At 55.5% G+C, this 20,283-nt stretch carries 20 protein-coding genes and 2 pseudogenes; 13 read left to right on the top strand and 9 right to left on the bottom strand.

Annotation, left to right across the window (positions count from 1 at the left end; translation table 11 throughout):
• Positions 1 to 62 precede the first annotated feature (62 nt).
• From lysA to KGA96_RS29775, 3 genes and pseudogenes are all read left to right on the top strand, one after another.
• On the top strand, positions 63 to 1,301 hold the full coding sequence (gene lysA / locus KGA96_RS24740) for a diaminopimelate decarboxylase (protein WP_263287104.1): 1,239 nt from the start codon (positions 63 to 65) through the stop codon (positions 1,299 to 1,301).
• Positions 1,302 to 1,415: 114 nt separating this feature from the next.
• Positions 1,416 to 1,763 carry a class I SAM-dependent methyltransferase gene (locus tag KGA96_RS24735; protein WP_223515268.1) on the top strand — a complete coding sequence of 116 codons (348 nt, stop codon included), beginning with the start codon at positions 1,416 to 1,418 and terminating at the stop codon, positions 1,761 to 1,763.
• A gap of 3 nt (positions 1,764 to 1,766) precedes the next feature.
• Positions 1,767 to 1,936, top strand: a pseudogene (locus KGA96_RS29775) (3-oxoacyl-ACP reductase); the annotation flags it as partial.
• An 846-nt stretch (positions 1,937 to 2,782) separates the two neighbouring features.
• Here KGA96_RS29775 and KGA96_RS24730 read toward each other — a convergent pair.
• The 6 genes from KGA96_RS24730 to KGA96_RS24705 all read right to left on the bottom strand — a co-directional run bounded on the left by KGA96_RS24730 (position 2,783) and on the right by KGA96_RS24705 (position 8,481).
• Complete coding sequence (locus tag KGA96_RS24730; RefSeq protein ID WP_223515220.1) at positions 2,783 to 3,871, bottom strand: sugar phosphate isomerase/epimerase family protein; 1,089 nt, start codon at positions 3,869 to 3,871, stop codon at positions 2,783 to 2,785.
• The gene (locus KGA96_RS24725; protein ID WP_223515217.1) at positions 3,862 to 4,569 is read right to left on the bottom strand and encodes an HAD family hydrolase; all 708 of its coding nucleotides are present in this window, start codon (positions 4,567 to 4,569) and stop codon (positions 3,862 to 3,864) included. The genes KGA96_RS24730 and KGA96_RS24725 overlap by 10 nt, the downstream gene beginning before the upstream one ends.
• The gene (locus KGA96_RS24720) at positions 4,566 to 5,594 is read right to left on the bottom strand and encodes an ABC transporter ATP-binding protein (RefSeq protein WP_223515215.1); all 1,029 of its coding nucleotides are present in this window, start codon (positions 5,592 to 5,594) and stop codon (positions 4,566 to 4,568) included. Before KGA96_RS24720 ends, KGA96_RS24725 begins: the two co-directional genes overlap by 4 nt.
• Positions 5,595 to 5,603: 9 nt before the next feature.
• On the bottom strand, positions 5,604 to 6,374 hold the full coding sequence (locus KGA96_RS24715; protein WP_223515213.1) for an ABC transporter permease: 771 nt from the start codon (positions 6,372 to 6,374) through the stop codon (positions 5,604 to 5,606).
• Positions 6,364 to 7,251, bottom strand: coding sequence for an ABC transporter permease (locus tag KGA96_RS24710; protein WP_223515211.1), 888 nt, complete (start codon positions 7,249 to 7,251; stop codon positions 6,364 to 6,366). Before KGA96_RS24710 ends, KGA96_RS24715 begins: the two co-directional genes overlap by 11 nt.
• Positions 7,252 to 7,425: 174 nt before the next feature.
• Entirely contained in the window at positions 7,426 to 8,481 is a 1,056-nt protein-coding gene (locus KGA96_RS24705; protein WP_223515209.1) for an ABC transporter substrate-binding protein, read from the bottom strand.
• 363 nt (positions 8,482 to 8,844) lie between these two features.
• On the opposite strand from KGA96_RS24705, the gene KGA96_RS24700 reads away from it, so the two are divergent.
• The 3 genes from KGA96_RS24700 to KGA96_RS24690 all read left to right on the top strand — a co-directional run bounded on the left by KGA96_RS24700 (position 8,845) and on the right by KGA96_RS24690 (position 10,977).
• Complete coding sequence (locus tag KGA96_RS24700; protein ID WP_223515207.1) at positions 8,845 to 9,576, top strand: UTRA domain-containing protein; 732 nt, start codon at positions 8,845 to 8,847, stop codon at positions 9,574 to 9,576.
• A 399-nt stretch (positions 9,577 to 9,975) separates the two neighbouring features.
• A complete protein-coding gene (locus KGA96_RS24695) occupies positions 9,976 to 10,731 on the top strand; it encodes a phytochelatin synthase family protein (protein WP_223515204.1) in 756 nt (251 codons plus the stop codon).
• 36 nt (positions 10,732 to 10,767) lie between these two features.
• On the top strand, positions 10,768 to 10,977 hold the full coding sequence (locus KGA96_RS24690; RefSeq protein WP_223515202.1) for a hypothetical protein: 210 nt from the start codon (positions 10,768 to 10,770) through the stop codon (positions 10,975 to 10,977).
• Positions 10,978 to 11,209: 232 nt separating this feature from the next.
• Here KGA96_RS24690 and merR read toward each other — a convergent pair whose 3' ends face one another.
• Positions 11,210 to 11,608, bottom strand: a complete 399-nt coding sequence (merR, locus tag KGA96_RS24685) for an Hg(II)-responsive transcriptional regulator (protein ID WP_223515199.1) — start codon at positions 11,606 to 11,608, stop codon at positions 11,210 to 11,212.
• 165 nt (positions 11,609 to 11,773) lie between these two features.
• On the opposite strand from merR, the gene KGA96_RS24680 reads away from it, so the two are divergent.
• The 6 genes and pseudogenes from KGA96_RS24680 to KGA96_RS24655 all read left to right on the top strand — a co-directional run bounded on the left by KGA96_RS24680 (position 11,774) and on the right by KGA96_RS24655 (position 17,373).
• Positions 11,774 to 11,992, top strand: a complete 219-nt coding sequence (locus KGA96_RS24680) for a GDCCVxC domain-containing (seleno)protein (RefSeq protein WP_046043110.1) — start codon at positions 11,774 to 11,776, stop codon at positions 11,990 to 11,992.
• A gap of 346 nt (positions 11,993 to 12,338) precedes the next feature.
• Positions 12,339 to 13,751, top strand: coding sequence for an NAD(P)/FAD-dependent oxidoreductase (locus KGA96_RS24675; protein WP_223466426.1), 1,413 nt, complete (start codon positions 12,339 to 12,341; stop codon positions 13,749 to 13,751).
• A gap of 16 nt (positions 13,752 to 13,767) precedes the next feature.
• Entirely contained in the window at positions 13,768 to 14,727 is a 960-nt protein-coding gene (locus KGA96_RS24670) for an alpha/beta fold hydrolase (protein ID WP_223466427.1), read from the top strand.
• A 146-nt stretch (positions 14,728 to 14,873) separates the two neighbouring features.
• Positions 14,874 to 16,301 carry a GGDEF domain-containing protein gene (locus KGA96_RS24665; protein WP_046043115.1) on the top strand — a complete coding sequence of 476 codons (1,428 nt, stop codon included), beginning with the start codon at positions 14,874 to 14,876 and terminating at the stop codon, positions 16,299 to 16,301.
• Between the two features lie 205 nt (positions 16,302 to 16,506).
• A pseudogene (locus KGA96_RS24660) lies at positions 16,507 to 16,722 on the top strand (glutathione-dependent formaldehyde-activating protein); the annotation flags it as partial.
• Between the two features lie 462 nt (positions 16,723 to 17,184).
• Entirely contained in the window at positions 17,185 to 17,373 is a 189-nt protein-coding gene (locus tag KGA96_RS24655; RefSeq protein ID WP_046043116.1) for a ribbon-helix-helix protein, CopG family, read from the top strand.
• A 21-nt stretch (positions 17,374 to 17,394) separates the two neighbouring features.
• Here KGA96_RS24655 and KGA96_RS24650 read toward each other — a convergent pair whose 3' ends face one another.
• Positions 17,395 to 19,056: a SulP family inorganic anion transporter gene (locus tag KGA96_RS24650; protein WP_046043118.1), complete on the bottom strand. Its 1,662-nt coding sequence runs from the start codon at positions 19,054 to 19,056 to the stop codon at positions 17,395 to 17,397.
• Positions 19,057 to 19,231: 175 nt separating this feature from the next.
• Here KGA96_RS24650 and KGA96_RS24645 point away from each other — a divergent pair, with 175 nt between their 5' ends.
• Positions 19,232 to 19,462 (top strand): hypothetical protein, encoded by a 231-nt coding sequence (locus KGA96_RS24645; protein WP_046043128.1) that lies wholly within the window; start codon positions 19,232 to 19,234, stop codon positions 19,460 to 19,462.
• A 534-nt stretch (positions 19,463 to 19,996) separates the two neighbouring features.
• Here the strand turns inward: KGA96_RS24645 and KGA96_RS24640 are convergent.
• The coding region (locus KGA96_RS24640) for a MerR family DNA-binding protein (RefSeq protein WP_223515196.1) at positions 19,997 to 20,283 on the bottom strand (287 nt) is incomplete at its 5' end.

Genomic DNA, 20,283 nt, shown 5'->3' with positions numbered 1-20,283 from the left:
TTATTGAATGCTCTGCAATCGGCATGATGGTCTCCACTCCCTAGATCAGATCGACTATCTCTATGCCCAACCAGCCCGACTTCCAGCAGTTAGCCGCTATTGCCACAGAACATGGCACCCCGTTCTGGTGTTATGACGCACAGACCATCAAGGCGCGCGTCGATCAACTGGCGTGCTTCGAGACCGTTCGATTCGCACAAAAAGCCTGTTCCAACCTGCACATCCTGCGCTTGATACGAGAGCAAGGCGTTCGGGTCGATGCCGTCTCGCTGGGTGAAATCGAGCGGGCACTATTGGCAGGTTTCAGCCCGGCCGGCACACCAGCAGGCATCGTCTTTACCTGTGATCTGTTCGACGATGCGACTCTGCGCCGCGTGGTCGAGTTGAATATCGAGGTAAATACCGGGTCGATCGACATGCTCCGCCAACTGGGTGAACGCTCTAGGGGTCATTGCGTCTGGTTACGGATCAACCCAGGGTTCGGCCATGGTCACAGCCGCAAGACCAATACCGGTGGTAAAAACAGCAAGCATGGCATCTGGCATGAGCAGGTTCACGAAGCGCTCGACGTCATTCGGCAGTTCGGGCTGAAGCTGGTGGGATTGCACATGCACATCGGCTCGGGCGTGGATTACGCGCATCTGGAGCAGGTGGGCTGTGCAATGGTCTCGGCCGTGAAAATGCTCGACCACGATATCGAAGCGTTTTCTATTGGCGGGGGGCTTTCCACGCCCTACCGCGAAGGCGAGGAGCCGGTAGACATCCAGCGTTATGCCAACGCATGGCGTCAGGCCCGACAGGACATCGAAGCGTTTCTTGGTCATCCGGTACGGATGGAAATCGAACCCGGCCGGTTTCTGGTTGCCGAATCCGGTTGTCTGGTGACCGAAGTCCGCGCGGTCAAAAAAGTCGGCAGCCGAAACTTCATCCTGGTGAACGCAGGCTTCAATGACCTGATGCGCCCGGCCCTTTATGGCGCCTATCACCACATGACCTTGCTGGATGCCGAGGGGGCTCCCATCAATCGCCCTGAGCACGACTACGTGGTGGGCGGCCCCCTATGTGAATCTGGCGATATTTTTACGCAGGATGAAGCAGGGGTGACGCCGCGTTTGCTGCCCGAGGCGCTGGTTGGCGACTTGCTGATCATCCACGATGCGGGAGCGTACGGCGCCTCTATGTCATCCAATTACAACAGCCGCCCCCTGTTACCGGAAGTATTGATCGAGCAAAGGCAAGCCAGATTGATTAGACGCCCGCAGCCGATGTCGGACTTGCTGGCCTTGGAATTGGGGCTTTAAAGGCCAAGTTGATGACCTGATAAAGAACGGGTTTACCCAGCTGAGTGTTCTTGACCTCTCTGCTTCAGCGCTTGCCACAGCAAAACACCGCTTGGGCAGTAGGCAGAAAAAGTCATCTGGATTGAGGGGGATGTCACTCGGGTATCGCTTGCGCCTCAGACCTATGATGTCTGGCACGACCGAGCCGTGTTCCACTTTCTTGCAACTGCAGATGAGCGACAGGCGTATATCGAAAAAGTACTAACATCTGTAAAGCCTGGTGGATACGTAATTGTTGCCACGTTTGCAGAAGATGGGCCTACCCAATGCAGCGGTTTACCTGTGAGGCGTTATAGCGCGGACGAATTGCACTCTGAGTTTGGTGCACCTTTCGAATTGCTCGGGCATGAAAAGGAAAAACATCACACTCCGTTCGGAACCCTCCAGAAATTTGTTTACTGCTATTGCCGAAAACTTCGCTGAATTCGAATCATCAACATCACATTGAGCGCCGTCAAATCACCCATCTAGGGTCTGGTCTGACGGACGGTGCGCACAGCGGACTGACGGGGTTCATCGCGGGACTCGCCCGGCAAGACAACATCGCCAGTTGCAACGTAACCATCAACAGCCTGCAAACGGGCTCGCTCGATAGCTACCCCCCCTTCCAACCTACATCTTGTGGGAAGGGGATAAGCGTCTCGTGATTATTTCACCTTCTCAATGGACACAACCGTGGCTTTTGCACCCTCAGACCGGAACTCGAAATTCACCCGATCGCCAATACCGCAGGCGCGACAGGGGAGCCACTTTTTCACCAGAGTCGGTCGTTTTCAGTCCTTCGCGACAGGCAGAAAACGGCCAAAAGCAGCCCGTCGCATGAGGCAGAAAACGGCCAAAAGCGGACCTTCCCCCGATCAATCGTGAAAATGGAGGCGCTGCACATACTACTAACGCGCCCAGACGATCACGATAACCAAGGAAACAACCTAGACGATCATGGCCGGACGGATACACATAGTGCGTAATAACCGAAGCACTTGGATAGCCTTGGTAAAGCTGGATACCTATGATGGCGTAAACGCAGAGCATGAGCCCTTGGCAGGCGAGCACAGCTGTGACAATCACAATAACGGTGGGTGGTCGGTCTGGGGAGCTCCGAAGCTCAACTGGCGACAAACCGTTTTATGCAATCGCGACCTGGTTACTCAATGCTGTGCGGATAACATCAGACAGCCATGCCTGAACAGCGGGGTCAGATTGGCTAGCTTCGGCGAACGGCGTGAGGCCTGGATGGCCCGCTACAGACCGACAAAAGGAAGTTATTTTTTAGGACTTTTCGATATTAGTATGTGTGGTTTAACTTCGCACAGTTATCAAAACTGGTGGCACATCAATCCGTTTGGAAAGGATGTGCCACTAATGCCCTTGAAAGACCCCAACCACCTTAACGCTATGCCACCAGACAAGGCCTGTGCCTGGAAGTGTATCCCCATGGCGGCTCATGGCAAATCCCGGCAGGGCGATGCTGACTCTCCCTCCCGCTGAAGCACAAGTTCTGCCAGCAATCTGAACTCTTGCAGCAGACCTCGAACATAAACGATCTGGTTGATGGCCCAACGCTCCTCCTCGGCCATCATCTGCTCCAGCGTAAAGCCTTCAGGCAGTGAGGTTTGACTCATCTCTCGGTAAGGAATAAAAGGGTCTTCGTCCTCGTCCACTTGACGGAATGCGGGGGCGATATAGTGGTTTTCCTGCTCCAGGATAAAGGCGATGACCTGGGATTCATGCTCTCCGAGCATCAACAACTCGAACAGCATACGGGCACTGGGCAAGTCATCCTCGGCAATGCCCTGCAGCACGCCATAGTGACCGACTCCATTTTCCTCGGGAACGACACGCACACCTTTCATGTGCACTTGCCGGATATGCGCAGCCAAGGTTTTCAGAGCCGTTAACGGCTGTTCGGCGGCATTGATCATATTGCCGAAATCGAACAGCGCGTGCAGGCGCGGATGATTGATGCGCTCGAGCAGCGCGACAATTTCGCGACTTTTCAGTTCTTCATGCTGTTCGAAGTCAATGTAAAGGTCATATCGATCGGCTTGTCTGGCGATGTAGCGCAAGTCCGATTCGATGATGTCTAAAACCTCGGAAAGTCGTCCTCCATAACGTGAATAGACGCGTATGTTCTGCACCCCCATCACCTGCGCCACCTCAACCACCCGATCCACGTCCACCTTTTGGGTGCTACTGATTTCCAGGTGGATGTCCAACCCCAGTGCCTCGGCCCTTTGGCTGACAATACGCAGTTGATCGTCGCTCATCCGCTGAAGACTGCGCTCTTCGCCATCCAATAGATGAATACTGATGCCATCGAGCGCATGACGATAGGCGAAATCCAGCAGGTCAATCGGCCGGTATGTTCCATAGGTCAGCTTCATAAGCTGGGGGTAGGCGTGGGCGAACAAGCGCAGGCTATCGAGTCGTTCAAGCAGCTTGCTTGCTAGCGCTGGGGTTAGCCGAGGTACCGGCAGGCCCGCGGCCTTGTGGCGCAGTAATGCATCGAAACGCGACTGGATCAACGGCATGCCGCCCCCTGGGTCTGCCCCGCGACGCTGTGCTCATCTTGCGCCAACTGCCAGTCATACTGTCGCCATTGATGCTGGTCCGAGACCTGTTTCAACGCTGGCGCGGGGTTGACGACACACGCATGCTGGACCACATGCAAAAGCGGCAAATCATTCACCGAGTCACTGTAGCCATAGCTGCCTTGCAGGCTGCTGCCATGGTGCTTCAGCCACGCCTGCAAGCGCTCCACCTTGCCTTCCCGAAAACTGAGTACCCCTTTAGTCGCGCCGGTAAAGCTGCCACCTTCCTGTTCAAGTTCGATGGCGATCACCTCGCCCACGTCCAGCATGGCCGCGACACGGCGCACGATAAAGTCAGCCGTCGCGGAGATGATCAATAGCTGGTTTCCCTGTTGGCGATGCCACTCGATTTGCCGACGTCCGGCTGGATATATGCGGGGAGCAACGATGCTGAAAACAAAGTCATCTGCCCATCGCTCCACTTCGCTGACGGCCACTCCAGACAACGGTTGGAGCGTAAAGTCCATGTACTGCGCCATGGAGAGTTCGCCCAGATGATAGGCTTGCATCATCGCCTGCTCGGTGACCAGCATGTCGGCTGCGGCCACACCACGCTGCACCAGATAGCGCAGCCAGAGACTGGAGCTATCGCAATCGATAAGGGTCTCGTCCATATCAAAAATAGCCAAAACCGTCATGCGACCTCCTGCAGTTCTTCACGATTGAACAGCAGATCGAGCGGCGCGCCTGCCGGCAGCAAAGACCCTGAACTGCGATTGAGCATATCGACCATCAACGAGCAGCCTTGCGCATCGACGTGGTAACGAATGACGTTGCCGAGCAGCTGATGGTGACGGACCGTGGCGCGGCACGGTGCACCCAGATGTGAGCCATAGCTGCGGCCGGCTTGCGCCACATGGATCGCTTCTGGCCGGATTGCCAGTTGTCCTTGTATGCGCAGCCCAAGCAGTTGTTCCGCCTGATGGGCATCCAGCAGGTTGTAGCTGCCCATGAAGCGCGCGACAAACCCATTGGCGGGACGGGTGTAGATTGTCTCGGCGCTCCCTTCCTGCACGATGCGACCGCCATCCATGACAATGATGCGGTCGGACAACATCAGCGCTTCTTCCTGATCGTGGGTCACGAAAATAGTCGTCAGTTTCAGCTGCGACTGAATCCGCCTGATCTCCTCCTGCAGGTTCTTGCGGATGCGCGCATCCAGTGCCGACAGTGGTTCATCCAGCAACAGGATGCGTGGCCGCACCACCAATGCCCTCGCCAGGGCGACACGCTGACGCTGGCCGCCGGAGAGTTGACTCACGAATTTGTTCTCGTGGCCCTGCAATTCAACCAGGCGCACCGCTTCGGTCACGCGCTGGAAGGTTTCATCGACACAGACGCCCTGCATTTTCAGGCCGAAGGCAATGTTGCCCATCACCGTCAGATTCGGAAACAACGCATAGCTCTGGAAGACCATGCCGATACCACGTTTTTGCGGAGCAACATGGGTAATGTTATTTCCCGCCACCTGGATCTGACCGCTATCGACATCAGTCAAACCGGCGATGCAGCGCAATAAGGTCGACTTGCCGCAGCCACTAGGGCCGAGCAGGGTCACCAGTTCGCCTTCCTTGATATTGAAATGGATGTCGTCAAACACGCGGGTCTTGCCCGAGCCCTTGCCGTAGTATTTTGACAAGTTGGATACTTCAAGATAATTCATCGCACAGTCCTATCGACTCAAGCGGGTGGCAATCCAGGTCACGCCCAGCGTAAATATGAAATAGCTCATCACCACGGCACTCATGAAATGGCCGCTGGTGGAGCGCACGGAATAGAGATAGACGTTCAAGGTTTCGTAACGGCTGCCCACCAATATGTTGGCGAACACGAACTCGCCCAGCAGGAAGGAGAACGAGAGAAACAAAGCGGCCATCAGGCCCTTGCGGATATTCGGCAAGATCACCCGCAAAAAAGCGGCGGGAGTGCTTGCCCCTAACAGGTGCGCCGCATCCATCAGGTCACGCACGTTCAGCCCTTGCAGACCGTTGGCGAGTGCCCGGTACATGAACGGCAGGACAATCGTGAAATAGCACCCGATCAATACCCACGGCGTACCGATCAGTGGAAGCGGTCCATCGGCATAAATCTGTAACAAGCCCACTGACGAGACCACAGGCGGCACCGCGAACTGGATCAGGATCAGGATGTTCATCCAACGATCCAGGTTCGGGAAATAATGGAACACCACAAATGCGGCAGGCACGATGACCACTGTGCTGAAGACCAATGTGCCCAGTGCAATCAACAGGGAGTGGCTAAATGCACTCAAGAACCGCGGCTCTTGCCACAACTTGAGGTACCAGTCGAACGTCAGCCCGTCGGGCAATATGGTTGCCCCCCAGTGCTGGGAAAATGAAAACACCAGGGTCGCCAGAACAGGGACACTGAGCAGGGCCATCACGCCATACAGCACGAACTGGTGATAACGGTTAGTGTGCATGGTAGCTTCTCTTCATCAAGAGCTGGTTGACCATCGCCACGAGCACCAACATCGCCACCAGAAGCACGGACAGTGCTGCCGCCAGATTCGGTTCCAGAGAAATGTCCCCGGCGACCAGGCTGGAAATGCGGATGGTGACCAGGTTGTAGTTGGAGGTCATCAGTGCATACGCACTGGCATACGCCCCCATGGCATTAGCCAACAACAATATGAAAGTGCCGAGTACCGCCGGCAGCAACACTGGCAACGCAACCAGGCGCCAGTAACTGGCACGGCTGGCACCCAGCAAAGAGGCTGCCTCTTGCCAATCATCTTGCAGCGCATCAAAGGCTGGATAGAGCAACAACACCGCTAGCGGTATTTGGAAATAGCTGTAAATCAGGGTCAGCCCGATCTGCGTGTATAGATTGAAATCAGCCAGCAAACCCCATCGCCGCAAGAGCAAGGTCACAGCGCCATTAGTTCCCATCACGATAATGAAGGCGAATGCCAAGGACACCCCACTTAGATTGCTGGCCATATTGGTGAATGCCACCGTCATGTCGCGCAGCGCGCAATCCACCCGCTTCAATGAAGCGGCGACCACCAGCGCGATGGCTAATCCGATCAAGCTGGAGCAGACGGAAACCCAAAGGCTGTTACCAAAGGCCTGCCGGTAAAACGGGGAATGCAGGATTTCACTGAAATTCGCCAGCGACCATGCGCCATCAACCTGCACACTGTTGATCAGCAGCCAGGCTGTCGGTGCCAGTGAAAACAGCGCCAACACACATAACAAAGGCAATAGAACCAGCGCCGCCCGCCAGTGGCGAAAGCGTGGGTAATGCCGGGTGTCGAGAGTCACTGGTATTGCCAGCGGATTCGATGCAGAAGTCATACAGCTAGCCATTCCGTGTTACATGGTTTTTGATAAGCGAGCGCGAAATATGGCCGGCGCAAACCTTAGTGCGACCATTACCCTGCTCTCTGCTCTAATGAACACTTCTAAAAACCGTAGCGAACGACCCAAGTCGTGCAGCAGGTTTTTAGAAGCGAACTAACGCGGGTGGAGTTACTTGTTATAAATCATGACTTGCTCTTGCCACTGCCGCGGTATGGCCTTGGTGGTCGTCTCCCAAGCCGCGAAATCCTGGATCGGTTTGGCGTTGCGATACTGTTCAGCCGACAGCATCTTGTCCTTTACATCCTGTGGCAGGACGACGTTGTTGCGAATCGGACGCGCATAACCACGCGCCAGGTTAATCTGGCCTGCATCGCTGAAGATGTATTCACGCGACAGCTTGGCGGCGTTCGGATGCTGTGCGTATTTGTTGATGAGGGTTGAATAACCGGCACTCACACTACCGTCAGTGGGAATGGATACCGTGAACTGGGATGGATCGATCTTGTCGCGATAGCTCAATGACGTGAAGTCCCATAACAGGGCAACTTCCACTTCACCTTTTTCCATGTTGGCGATATTCGCATCGGTCATGGAGAGCCGCCCTTGTTTAGCCAACTCTGCAAATAACTGATACGCAGGTTGCAAGTTCTTTTCGTTGCCGCCATTGGCAATCGCCGCTGCCAGCAGAGCGCTATTGGCTTGCGCCGAGACGCCCACTTCGCCAACCGTCACCTTGTAGTTGCCTTTGAGCAAATCGCCCCAGTTCTTAGGCGGATTTTTGACCAGCTTGTTGTTGCTGATGAAGGAAATGGTCCCGCTGTAAGCCACCATCCAATGACCGTCTGCGTCCTTGGCCCAAGCCGGAATTTCGTCCCAGGTGGTCGGCTTGTAGGCCTGGGTAACGCCCTTCCTGACGGCAATCGGGCCAAAAGATTGGCCAACGTCACCGATATCGCCTGATGCGTTCGATTTTTCAGCTTCGAATTTTGCGATTTCCTGCCCCGAACTCATGTCGGTGTCCTGATGTACCAGGCCATATGTTTGCGTGATCTGAGCCCAGGTATCTTTCCAGTTTGCCCAGTTATCCGGCATGCCCAAACTATTGACCGCGCCTTCTTTTTTGGCTGCGGCGACTAAAGCATCCAGCTCCGACTGCGCGTACGCACTGGAAACTGCAATCGACAAGGCACCTGCAAGCAAACTCGTAATCAGTATTTTTTTCATGGGATAGCCGTGTGGTATAGACCAGATTTGGGCGGAAACTGGATGCTACCCATAAGAAATGACCGAAATGTGACACTTGAGACGCTCCGACTCAGCCCCCTAATGCAATTGAATAGGCGTTAAACACCTGGCCGGGATAGAACAGGGCTGTCGTTGCGCCAAGGAATGTCTGTCGATGCCACGCTCATTCACGCGCCCGGCACGACCAGAAACAACGAAGGTCTGAGCACCCGCTCCGGGTGATCAATCGTCAAAGGGACAGTGGGCGAGGTGTGCCCGAAGAGAGACAGTTGAGTCTCGTAAAGGTAATGAAATGATGAACTGGGATAATATCAGCGCTCAAAAATCATCCAGACCATCACCGTGACAGAAAAAATAACCACCCAAGCTGCCACCATCTATCACGCCCTGGCAACGCAAATCATCAATGGCACTCTGGCGTCCGGTAGCAAGCTCCCTCCCGAACGAGAGCTCAGCGACCTGTTTTCCACAACCCGCATCACGCTCAGAGAAGCCCTGCAAAGAATGGAAGCGGAAGGATCGATCTATCGGGAAAGCAGGCGCGGCTGGTTTGTTACCCCACCCCGACTGGTGTACAACCCCTTCACAAATTCGCTGTTCCACCAGATGGTCGAAAGTCAGGGGCGCAAGGCACTCACACAGGTCATTTCCACCAGTACGGAATTGGCGAGCCCGGAGTTATGCCTGAAGTTGGCGGTGCTGCCGTTAAGCATGCTGCACTGTATACGCCGTCTACGCTCAGTCGATGGGCGCCCCGTGATGTTTGTAGAACATTATCTGAAACCAGAATTTTTCCCGGACATATTGAAACTGGACCTGACTCAGTCGCTGACATTGATTTACCGAAAACACTATGACATCCATTGCGGCCGCGCCACTTTTGATATTTACCCGACCGCGGCGCAGGCCAGCGTGGCGAACTATCTCAATCTGCCAGAAGGCAGTCCGCTGTTAATGATAATTCGCGTCAACTATGATCAGCATGGACAGATTCTTGATTGCGATCGCGAGTTCTGGCGTCATGACGCAGTCCGAATATCCATGGATAGCCAAACGCTGCATTCCATACCCTAAAAGCCTTCAACAGAGCTTGGCCGATTACCCGCACTCGGATCGACGCGCAGCCAATGACATTCCTTGGAGAAGCTGCGGACTACCTGAGTTATGCATTTATCAGCACCAACCCCAACCAGGAATGGCGAAGTATTGAACGCCCCCCCTCCTTCACTTGCCCACCGACGCGCCTTTCCAAGGCTCGGACATTAACTTTGACAGGTAAAGAACGATCCAATCCCGTCAGGTATGACAGGCAGAAAACGGCCATAAGCAGTCAGTTAAAAATTTTCTCCATAGCCGACATTAGACCAACGGCGATCAGGCTCCGCGTGAGGCAAGCATCCGTGTTAAATTGGAGCGTTTCAATCTTCTGCGCGTTTCATCCCATTTGATGAACATTTGGAAAAGGAGGATCAATTGAAACAGTGGTTGAGACGCGTCGCGATTGCAGTCGCAAGCCTACTTACAATGGGCCTATCAGGCATAGCGTGGTACGGATTTTCTACTCCTACCCTTGATCGCTTATCTCTGTCCCACACACTGATCGATGCAACATCAATTGAAGGCAAGCATTTGCTTGCCACTGCTTCGGCAAGAGCTGATTTCGACCAACTGGCGCCTTACTTTGTACAACAGTCTCGGAGGGCGTTTTGCGGCGTTGCGAGCGCCACCATCGTGATCAACGCGATCCTCCATCCTCAACCTCCCGTTACACAGTCAACTCTATTCACACCTGCGGCCTCCGCCGTTCGAAGTGAAATCGCGGTTTCCTTTGCTGGTCTCACTCTGGAGCAACTCGCCGAAATTATTAAAGTTCATGGATTACAAGTCCGAACCATACACGCAGTGCAGTCCAACGTTGAGTCGTTTCGCAACATGGCGCGTGCCACGCTTAGCGAACCTTCAGAGTTTCTCATTGTGAACTTCGATCGTACCACCCTTGAGGAAGAAGGCATGGGGCATATTTCTCCTGTAGGTGCATATAGCGCTGAAACAGATCGCTTGCTGGTCATGGATGTTGCTGCGACCAAGTATCCCTATACCTGGATTCCTGTGCAGGAGCTTTGGAACGCAATGAATACAGTTGATCCTGACTCTCGCCAAACGCGCGGGTTCCTTCTTGTTCGCGCAAGCGGAACCCAGCCGATCATTCCGCAGAATGCCGAACAATAACGCCCAGTGTAAGTAAGTTCAAATAAAGGAGGGACCATGGCAAAGGCACTCCAGCAGTTGGGTTTGACAGTGTTCAGAAGCGTTTACGCGTTGTATTTCCTGCACATCGGAGTCAAGATCGTCATTGCCTTTGTGGATGTCAGGCGAGAATTTTGGAAGTACGCTGATGAAAAATTTTCAAGTGATGAGGAGGCAGATGACACTCGCCCTAGTGGTTCAGATAGTCATCAGGTCGCATGCCCTTAGAAAAGATGATTTTCGGAGAGGCTGAATTGGCCCTGCTTCTCTAAAAGCATCGATGGTTGCTTATGGCCGATTTCTGCCCGTGTTGACCGGCAGATATGGGTCGCAAGCAGCCCCTCGCGACAGGCAAAAAGAGGCCGGAAACGGTCATTCCTGACCGCTAGCAAGCGGCCTTACGATTGCACTGCACGGGTTGCTGGCCTGACACCTGTGCATGATGCCCTGCAACCAGGCATTACTCCCTGTTCAGCACATCGATGATAGGGCAAGCGGCCCCGCCGTCGCCTGCATCGCACTCCTGCACCAGTCCGCCCAGTACCTGCCGCAGTGCGGCAAGGTCAGCCATCTTTTGCTCGATCAGGGCCAGCTTGTGCACGGCCAGTGCCCGAGTCTCGCGGCAAGTGCAAGCCGCATCCAGTTTCAGCAGTATGCCCACCTCATCCAGCGTGAACCCCAGCGCCTGCGCCCTCTTGATGAAGCGCAACCGCTTGACCTGCTCCGGTAGATAGTGCCGATAACCACTGAGCGGCTTTGGCGGTTCATCCAGCAAGCCGCGTCGCTGGTAATAGCGAATAGTCTCGATGTTCACCCCGGCAGCTGCCGCCAACTTGCCGATACTCAGCCCGGTCGCCATCACACGCCTCTTGATTCTGTACCCAGGTACGGAGTGTAAAGTGACCCTGGGTTAGATCGATTCAATGGAGAAAACGATGGCTCAACAGATCGGCGGGGCCTGAGGCGTTGACCAAGGCGACGACGAAGGCGGGTTATCCCTCCACCGTGCATAAATGAGGCAACCATGAGCGCCGTCATCCTCGAATCCGTGTTGACCTGCCCGCATTGCGGTTTCGCCAAGCAGGAAGCCATGCCCACGGATGCCTGTCAGTTTTTCTACGAATGTGGCAGTTGCAAAACCCTGCTACGCCCGAACCCCGGTGACTGCTGTGTGTTCTGTTCATTCGGCACGGTGAAGTGCCCGCCGATTCAGGAGCAGCGCGGATGCTGTAGTACGGATTGACCTGTGTTTATTCGGTTTGTCAGACGCCCCTGAAGCGCCTCAAACCGTGGTTATGGGAGGTAAGTATCATGTGGAGTCGCTCCCTGATGCTCGTGATTGTCTACCTGACTATCACCCTCTGCATCGGCTGGTTGTATACCATTGCTCTCCTGTATTGGCTTTGATCCAATTGGAGGCCGTGTAGTTGGATGTTTCTTCGCGCATACCGACTTGAGTATGGACATTCAGGCTGCAGCCATTAACTCCATTGGTTATGTGGGTGAGGAGCATTCGTTCTATTGCGCGCGGCATTGGTGGCTAATCTTCGGAGGTTAAGGAGGGGCAACCTCCAGGAAGGTGCAACCATATGGACGCAAATCCGATCGAAACCGACTACCTGATCATCGGTGCTGGCGCGATGGCCATGGCCTTCGTCGATACGCTACTCAAGGAAACGAATGCACGCATCGTGATGGTGGATCGACACGGTCGACCTGGCGGGCACTGGAATGATGCCTACCCCTTTGTCCGTTTGCACCAGCCCTCGGCCTTCTATGGCGTCAATTCGCGGGAACTGGGCAGCGGAACGAAAGACACGACGGCACTGAACGAGGGCTTGTATGAACTAGCCTCCGGCGCCGAGGTGGTGAGCTACTTCGACCAGGTGATGAATCAGCAGTTTCTGCCGTCAGGTCGGATCCGTTACTTCCCCATGTGCAACTACACCGGCGACCGCATTGACGACCACCGGTTTACCTCGCTCGTCAGCGGCGTAAACCATCAGGTTCGGGTGTACAAAAAGGTGGTGGACGCCACCCATGCCCAGACAGCAGTTCCCTCGACCCACCTGCCCAGGTACAGGGTGGAGCCCGGCGTGCAGTGCGTGCCACTGAACGACCTGCCGAAGATCCAGCACCCACACTCTGGCTACGTAGTGGTGGGATCGGGCAAGACCGGGATCGACGCTTGCCTGTGGTTGCTGCAAAACGGTGTTGCGCCCGCAGCTATCTGCTGGATCATGCCGAACGATCCGTGGTTGATCGACCGGGCCAACTTGCAACCCGGTCTCGATGGCTTCGAACGAACAATCGGCGGCCTCACGGCACAATTTGAGGCCATCGCAGCCGCAGACTCGATCCCGGACCTGTTCTCCAGGCTTGAGGCGGCGGGCCAGCTCCTGCGCCTGGACAAGTCCGTCGAACCCACTGCTTACCGCTGCGCCACCGTCACACAGGCGGAGTTACGTGAGCTTCGACGCATCGACAACATTGTGCGCCTGGGGCGGGTGCGAGTGCTCGAGTCAACGCGCATCGTGCTCGAGCAAGGCAGCATCGCCACGAGCCCAGATGCCCTGCACATTGACTGCAGCGCCAGTGCCATCCCGTCACTGCCTGAAATGAAGGTGTTCGACGGAAGCAAGATCAACCTGTTGATGGTAAGCAGCTGCCAACCCTTGTTCAGCGCGGCCTTGATCGCTTATGTGGAAAGCCATCTGGCCGATCAAACGCAAATGAACGCGCTTTGCACGATGGTCCCCCCGCCTCACGTTCCCACGGACTGGATCAGAATGTGGGCGGTCTACCTGGGTAACCAACTACGCTGGGGAGAACATGAAGGCCTGGCCCGCTGGATCAGGCAGTCGCGTTTGTACTTTATGACGGCGGTGGTCAGCGGCTTGCAAGAAACCGACACAGAGAAACTGGTACAGCTGCATCGCCTCTCTGTCAGCAGGCAGCAGGCAGCGGCGAATCTGCCGCGGTTGCTGGGGGCCATCCCTTGAATCGCAGGAAGCGCATATGAACGAGCCACACCTCGAACTGCTCGACATCAATGGCATCCGCATGCAGATTGCAACGCAAGGTTGCGGCCCGCTGGTCCTGCTATGCCACGGTTTTCCGGAGCTGTGGTACTCGTGGCGCAACCAGCTTGCTGCGCTGGCGGCCGCCGGCTACAGAGCGGTAGCGCCCGACATGCGCGGCTATGGCGGCACAGATGCGCCGGCCGAACCCGACGCCTACACCACGCTCCACCTGGTAGGTGACATGGTCGAGTTGGTCAACGCTCTTGGCGAACAGCAAGCCGTGATCGTCGGCCATGACTGGGGCGCGCAGGTGGCCTGGAGCGCAGCATTGATGCGACCCGATCTGTTCCGCGCAGTGGTCGGCATGAGTGTTCCCTTCTCGCCACCGGCGCGCGTGGAGCTCCTGAGCGCGCTTGCCTCGCGGGGTATCAGCGACTTCTACATCCAGTATTTCCAGGCGCCGGGTGTGGCCGAGGCCGAGCTGGAAAGGGACGTCGAGTCATCGATCCGACGCATCTACTTCAGTGGCTCGGGTGACGGGCCCGATGGGCCGGTGTTCGGCCGACTGCAGCCGGGCCAGGGCTTCCTGGGAGGGATGATCGAGCCCGAAACCCTGCCAGCCTGGCTAAGCCTCGAGGATATTGCCTACTACACCCGTGAATTCACCCGCAGCGGATTTCACGGTGGCTTGAACTGGTACCGCAACATGACGCGCTCATGGGCACTGCTGACACCTTGGCGCGATTGCATTATCCGGCAGCCGTCGATGTTCATTGCCGGGAGCCGCGACGCCGTGCTGAGGTTTGCGGGCTCCCCGCGGCAGATCGAAGCCTTCGCGCAGACACTGCCGGGCCTGCGCGGCTGTCATATCCTTGAAGGTGCCGGCCACTGGATACAGCAAGAGCGCGCGACAGAGGTCAATGAGCTGCTACTGGACTTCCTGAAAAAACTCTGATCAGAAAGTTAAATTTTTATCCATAATTGAAATGCCATAGAACGGTTCATCCCATATTGGCGTAGTGATACGAGGGACCGCTGGCATGCAGGCGGCGCCAACACCGGACCGGTGTTGGCTATATGGATTCAAGACTGGAGGGAACCATGAGTAATCTCATCGCCACCGACGAGCCACCTGAAGCCGTTCGCCTCATGGTCAAGGTTTACGCCTACTTGCTGCTCGCAGGGTTTGCGTGTGTTCCGGCCTATCTGATTGGCTACTTATACTTTTTCCAGGACCCCACGCTTTTATTCGAGAATCACCTGTTCCATGTAATTGCGATCACGACAGCCACCTTGGCAGGCTCGTTTGTTACTTACGTAACGTGGCGCTGCTATCAGTCATCGGGAGATCCGCTGCTGCGATGGATGACGCTTGGATTTCTCGGTTTTGTACTGATCTACGCGTTGCATGGTGCGTTCACCGGGCAAGCACACCACAATATCTGGCTCTTCCTGCTTTATGGACCAGCCTCTCGACTGGTCATGTCGATTTTGCTGTTAGTCGGATTGCTGTCGTACCACCGCCCACCTGATGCCGCGGACCAACGAATGAAGGCCCGCCCGTGGTTGACCTGGATAGGAGTGTTCCTGGTGGTTGACGTGGCAGTGGCGTACGTCGCGAATTCGCCGATCGCCGGCGATCTCGCGGTGCGCCTCTCGATGGAGGGTGGTGCCCTCGTTCTTTCCACATTGACCGTGACAATACTCCTGCTGCGTCGTATCCGATCGCCGCTGATGACAATTTTCATCATCTCGGTCACCGCGTTCGCGCTGTCCTCTCTTGCCTTCATCCTTGCACGTCCGTGGAACCATATGTGGTGGCTCGCTCACGCGATCTTCGCCGGTGGATTTTTCATGTTGAGCTATGGGGTAGTGCAAGCGTTCCTCACCACGCGGTCGTTTTCGAAGATTTACAGCCAGGAGGAGTTGATGGTGCGTCTTGCCGAAGCGATGGCGTATACCGAGAGCGCCCTGCAGGAACTCCAGCGCACCAATCAAGAACTCGGGCACCTTGCGGCGACCGATCCACTGACAGGCGCTGATAATCGGCGTCGGTTCATGGAGCGGGTCGAAGCCGAAATTGGCCGGACCAAACGCGGCGGTGCGCCGTTCTCCGTGTTGGCACTCGATCTGGATAATTTCAAGTCCATCAACGATCGCTTCGGGCATCAGGTTGGCGATGACATCCTGAAGAGTTTCGTGGAGAAATGCCTCGATTCGATCCGGCCGTATGACGGTGTAGCCCGAGTGGGCGGAGAAGAATTCATGATACTGCTACCTCAGACTTCACTTGAAGGCGCGCACGAAATCGCTGAGCGTCTGCGAAGCACCGTTGCAAACAGTTCTTTTCATGGCCTGCAGCGGTCAACCGTGGTCACAGTGAGCATCGGCGTATCGCAATCCGGTCGCGATGGCGACACCATCGAGGCAATTCTGCGTACAGCCGATCAACGCCTGTATCACGCTAAACACGAAGGCCGTAACCGTGTGGTCACTACCTTCAAAACCAGCCTCCAACCTCTGCCCTGACCATCGTCTCGAAGTCGCTGAAAGCGTCAGCACCGATACCTGGCTTTGCAACACAGTATTGGGCGTTACTCGATCTCCACATTCCTGAAAAACCTTGGGCGTGTGTGGATTCCATTTGAATTCGGCACACTCGCCCGTGCGCGGACCTAGCCGCGCTCGAGGCGTCATCGCAGACCATTCTTGATCTGGGTACCCGAGCGGTCGCACCGAGCTTTCGCCCCAGAGCGGATGGGCTGCGTCGGGATTCGCGGCGTTCGTGTCCTCCATCATCGAAACCGGCACACCGCCAACGCAGATGAAGGCTATCCGCGAGCGCCTGCGCTCGATCGGCCTGGAGCCCTATGACTGCCTGTCCCCGGACTTGATGGACGCACTGGCGACTCATGTCGCCAAACAGAAAGGCCTGCTCCCCACAGCCTGATCGATCGGTCGCCGCGGTTTCTTTTTCGGACCGCGGCGGCGATTCACCTTTGATGTTGTGCGCCCCACATAATTAACTGGGGGGCTTTGGGCATCAGGACAACGGGTTACGCCAGTTTTCAATTCCGCTCGTACCAATTTTGTACCACCAGGCTCTCTCAACCCATCTTTTCTCTATGGCTTACTGCATCTACATCAGGCTGATAACGGCCATATCCGGTCGCTCGTGACTGCCCACAGTCTACCCGTTGCAGGCAGTCGGCTAGCTTAGAATAAATTTGCTCCCTTCCTCGCGGATGGGGATTATCCACGCGGAGTCGAAGCAGATCCGACTCATCACCCACCGTGAGAGCCAAATATTTTCTTGTGAGTAAAGTCGAAGTAACGCGCAGTACAGTGACAGCACCGGACAAGGCAATTACAATTTGATTAACATCTAGCGACTTGAGCGATTGAATACCCCATGGAAAGCAAGACTGCGCGCCTCACTGTGCTCATTGATCCCGTCAAGAAAAAAGCCTTCGAGGAACTCTGTGCAGCACAAGACCTGACGCCTTCTCAGGTGGTCCGTCAACTGATTCGTGACTACCTGGACACCCACGGTGCCACCTATTCGACCAAAAGCAAGCATGCCGCCAGTACCAAGTCATAACCTGACACGGGCAGCAAGCCTCTAAAGGGTCGACGGACCCTCTGCGAGGCTGACCGCTTTAGCCAGCGCGGTGTTGAAGTCGGCGTGGTAATGCTCCGTGCCGATTTCTTGCAAGATACCCACCCTTTCGAGCTTGTTGAGCACCTTCGTGTTCGCTTCGCAGAGTTTCACCACGATATTGCGCTTGTGCAGTTGCTGAATGACCTCCTCCAGCACCTGCAAGCCAGTGATATCCATAAACGGTACACGCTTCAAGCGAATAATCAGCAGACGTGGATCGGTATGGGTCTGTGCCAAGACTCGCTCGAAGGTCTCAGCCGCGCCAAAGAACAATGGCCCTTCAATCGTATAAATCAATGTCCCTGGCGGCAGGCGAGTGTGCCCATTGGCCCTCAACTCTACTTCAAGCTCGTGCTCGACTACCTGTTGTACCTCAACAGATGAGGCCATGCGGCGCATGAAGTGCAGCATCGCAAGGATGACGCCGATATTCACAGCGATCACCAAGTCACTGAACACTGTGAGACTGAAAGTGATGAGCAGAATAGCTACGTCTGCGCGAGGGGCCCGCTGGACCATGCGTTTGAAGTGCTTCAACTCGCTCATGTTGTACGCGACCACGAAAAGAATGGCGGCCAGGGCGCACAGTGGGATGTTTGAGGCCAGAGGTGCCAGAAACAGAATAATAAGCACCAACGTGACCGCGTGCGTAATGCCGGCCAACGGGCTCGTGCCGCCGTTACGGATATTGGTTGCAGTACGGGCAATGGCTCCGGTAGCTGCGAAACCGCCAAACAATGGCGTGACCAGATTAGCCACTCCCTGACCGATCAGCTCCTGATTGGAATCGTGCTTAGTGCCTGCCATGCCATCGGCCACCATTGCGGACAGCAGCGATTCGATCGCTCCAAGCATGGCGATAGTGAACGCCGGACCGATCAAGTCGATGACGCGAGACAGCGTGATTTCAGGCAGGCTCAACGCTGGAAGGCCTTGAGGTATGCCACCAAATGCGCTGCCAATCGTGGCTACCCCCTCGAAATGAAAGGTTGACTGAATCGCCGTAGCTACCGCCATTGCGACTAATGGGCCAGGTACCCGTTTGAGTCCGGGAATTTTGGAAGCAGTGATTACCAGGAAAAGACTAAGTACAGCCAGCAGGGTCGTGGCCATATGAAGATCCGGGAGCGCCTGGAGCAAATGCCAGAACTTTTCATGGAAATGCTCTCCACTGATCTTCGGTAAACCGAAAAAGTCTTTCCACTGTCCGACCCAGATGATCACGCCGATGCCTGCGGTGAATCCGACGATCACCGGATCGGGGATAAACTTGATGATTGCACCGAGCCGGGCCATCCCCAGCAATAACAACATGGCCCCCGCCATCATCGTGGCGATTTGCAGACCGTCAACACCATGCTTGGCCGTGACCCCCGCCAGAATCACGATGAACGCACCTGTCGGCCCGGCAATCTGCAAGCGGCTTCCGCCAAAGAGTGAAACCAGCAGACCACCGATGATTGCGGTGTAGATGCCTTGCTCAGGCTTGACGCCAGATGCAATGGCAAACGCCATTGCAAGGGGGAGCGCCACGACCCCGACGATCACGCCAGACACCAAATTGCGGAGCCAATGCTCTCGCCCCAACAACCCTGCCTTCCATGCCTCACCTATCGCAATCATGGCTAGCTCCTCAGTGGATGCATGTGCATAATATTAACATACAGTGATAATTGAAATGCCCTTGATCCACCGCTTCCGGCGGCTGGAAATGTTTATAGAGAAAGTTCAGATGGAGCTGGGCGGGCATGCACTGCAAATAGAGAATCTTGAGAGCGCGTGTAGCGTGGTGACTGACATGAATCGTAAAACTGTGAAAAGCAAACACGCCGAAGGCGTGACCTTTGACACCCATGTGATCGCAAACCCGACCAACCCCAAGGAGTGGATCGTGTTCTTCAAGAAGGACGCCGGGAGAAGTTATTTCCTGGTTGATGACAACGAGGAAGTCGAGTCTTTCGGTCATCTGGATGACCTGATCGCCGAGCTTCGAGACTTGGGCCTCAAGACCGCTGAAATCCACTTTTAACCCTTGGATCACGCCCTGGAGACATGATCATGTCAGTGAAAATCGAGTACCTATCCAGTCAAAGCGAAGCTCTTTGGTCTGTATGTTTTGGCATCAGACGAGTTCAGTTTCGGCATGAAAAAAGTGCTCACGACTTTGCTGCCAAGCTCAAGGAGAGAATCGAGGCTCCGCATGTTTACCCTCAACGTGATCCGCCAGCGAAAAATCTTAGTTGATCGGTCCAGGCAGATTGAACCTCACCCTGCATATCTACCTGTTTGTTCTACATAACGGATCCGATTGAACTCGTGACCTCCGGTAAAAAGGCCGAGTAGCTCAATCACCGGTCATAATAGGTGTGTAACTATAAGGGAGTGACTGTTTTTTTACCGATTGATGCCTGACATGACAGGCCGCTCAGGGTCGCAAGCAGCCCCTCGCGACAGGCAAAAAGAGGCCGGAAACGGTCATTCCTGACCGCTGGCAAGCGGCCTTACGATTGCACTGCACGGGTTGCTGGCCTGACACTTGTGCATGATGCCCTGCAACCAGGCATTACTCCCTGTTCAGCACATCGATGATAGGGCAAGCGGCCCCGCCGGCGCCTGCATCGCACTCCTGAACCAGTCCGCCCAGTACCTGCCGCAGTGCGGCAAGGTCAGCCATCTTTAGCTCGATCAGGGCCAGCTTGTGCACGGCCAGTGCCCGGGTCTCGCGGCAAGTGCAAGCCGCATCCAGTTTCAGCAGTATGCCCACCTCATCCAGCGTGAACCCCAGCGCCTGCGCCCTCTTGATGAAGCGCAACCGCTTGACCTGCTCCGGTAGATAGTGCCGATAACCAC

The organism is Pseudomonas sp. GL-R-26 (genome assembly GCF_019947365.1).
Classification (GTDB): Bacteria; Pseudomonadota; Gammaproteobacteria; order Pseudomonadales; family Pseudomonadaceae; genus Aquipseudomonas.
The sequence above is the reverse complement of the archived record's forward strand: the minus strand, read 5'-3'. Positions and strand labels throughout refer to the sequence as shown.